Source organism: Succinimonas sp. (genome assembly GCF_045225735.1).
GTDB lineage: Bacteria > Pseudomonadota > Gammaproteobacteria > Enterobacterales > Succinivibrionaceae > Succinimonas.
The window spans coordinates 1-2,118 of the sequence record NZ_JBGVBR010000310.1 but is presented as its reverse complement, the minus strand read 5'-3'; the positions used below and the strand labels follow the sequence as shown (position 1 = coordinate 2,118).

At 47.9% G+C, this 2,118-nt stretch carries 1 protein-coding gene; it reads right to left on the bottom strand.

All coding sequences use genetic code 11. The features are described from left to right. Positions 1 to 1,556: serine/threonine protein kinase (locus ACJROR_RS11075; RefSeq protein WP_406547107.1), on the bottom strand; the 1,556-nt coding region annotated here is incomplete at its 3' end. Positions 1,557 to 2,118 lie beyond the last annotated feature (562 nt).

The following is a 2,118-nucleotide window of genomic DNA, read 5'->3' as shown; positions in this document are numbered from 1 at the left end:
TTACGGTCTTCGGCCATGGTCTTATGGAACTCATTGGGATCGCTGTAGATGACGCCATTAACTGCAAGCTTTCTGTTGTCTGAAAATGCATACCCGAACACCAGAGCCTGCTGCGCCTGAGAGTACTGCTTGCCGGCAGTCTTATGAAGCTTTTCCAGATCCTTAAAAAGCTTAACCGCCCCGGAATTCTTCGTTATCTCCCCGGCATAGTGCTCGAGAGCACCGCTCCGGAACATCAGAGTAACTTCTTTCAGGAACTGGGAGGTTTTGGAGGTACTTAGTCCGCTGCCATCCCCGGCCCGGGCCACGGCCTCATCCACAGCGGCAAAAGCCAGATCCGCAAGGCCACTATATTCCTTCCCGCTGCAGAAAAGGGAACTTTCGTTTGCGGAGATCTGATACATCAGCCGAAAAAAGGCCAGGAAATTCTCATTCTCCGAAGTGCCGAATTCCGCAAGGGCTTTATTGCAAAGAGCCCCTCTTTCAGAATCAAAAAGACCGTAATACAGTCCCAGCCTATCCCGGCCCACTTCATTGACTCCCGCCTCCGGAGATTCCAGAAAAGCCCGGGCCAGTTCCTCACTGGAGGACAGCTTACGTCCTTTAAAGGGATATGGCCGGATACTGGGGACTGGTTCCGGAGCCTGTCCTTTACCGGGCACTGGTACGTCCTCTCCGTTAAGCCATCTCTTTACCTCGTCATAGCCCCACCTTCTGTTAGGGTTATCTTTTTCATTACGGTGGGAAATATCCTTGTAAGTAAGTCCCAGCACTAAATCCTTAAGTTTGGGCGGAAAATTCTTCGGGAACTCGATTTTGCTAATAGCGGCCAGTCTGTAAATTTCTTCCTGAGACAGCCCAGGATTCTGAAAAGGGGTATAGCCAGTAAAGAGTTCAAACACAGTGATTCCGAGAGCATAGTAGTCGGTTTCTCTGTGAAAAACTCCCTGACTGACTTCAGGCGCCGCATAGCCGGGCGTCATACCGGGCTGAGTCAGCACTATGGATTTCTCCCCCGCATACGAGCTGATGCCAAAATCGATAAGGACGATATGCTCCCCGGTATCATCAGGAATCAAATTAGCCGGCTTGAGATCCTTGTGGACAATTCCTGCATCATGCACCGTCTTAAGTCCTTCAATAACTGACGGGATAATAAGAACCCTGAGATCTTCTTCTGAAAACCGGCTCCCCTCTGCCAGCTGCGCCGCCAGAGATCCTATCTGATACCAGGGACGCACGGTATACTGAAAGCCCTCATGCTCTCCAAAGCCCTCCACCGGAGCCACGAAGGGACTTTTTATCGTCTTAAGCTGCTCCACCACCTCCGGCTTTACCGCATTTTTTCTGCGGTAATACTTCAGGAGATAGTTTCTTCCGGAACGATCTCCGGTGCCGGAGCAAAAATAGAGATCCGCCTCTCCCGAAACGATATCCAGCTTTGCATCAGCATGAAAACCGTCAACGGTCTGATCTGTAATGTCCGGAAGCCTCTGGACAGTTGGCACCGGCTTCGTTGGTCTGAATATGCCGGGATTCGGTTTGGTTTCTGACATAATGGAGCTCCGGAGAGAGTGTTAATAGCAGCTAAAGTAAACAGTTTTCATGACATGATGTCAAAACCCCGGCTTCAGAATAAAAGCCCCGTTAACAAAATTCTCTCCAAGAGACGGTAAATGGTTAAACCAGGTCTCGCCGCTCCCAGTGCCGCTTATTTCAGATTTTGCTGGCCTAAGTCATACGTGATCAAATGCTCATTTTTATGATGTTTTATGTAATTTCCTTTCCACTGTCTTTTAAGAGTCTTTTATCAGAAATCACCAAGCAGCACCTGACAAAAACAGATAAACCCTTGCAAATAAAGACTTCAATCCTATCAAAGCACCGTTTTCGTGAAAACATTACCAGAAAACTGAAAGTATTTTCATTAAAAAATCTTGTAGTATTCTTCCAAATTGCTATTGTGTTTTGTGCGGTATGTCACTATCATGAAAATGTGCTCAGCGAGATGAGCAGAACAAATTTCGGAGATAATCGAAATGAAAAGACTTTTTAACAGACACGTTGCCATGAACAACCTGGCCCCGGTAACCCGCGAGTACTTCTTCAGCTACGTGA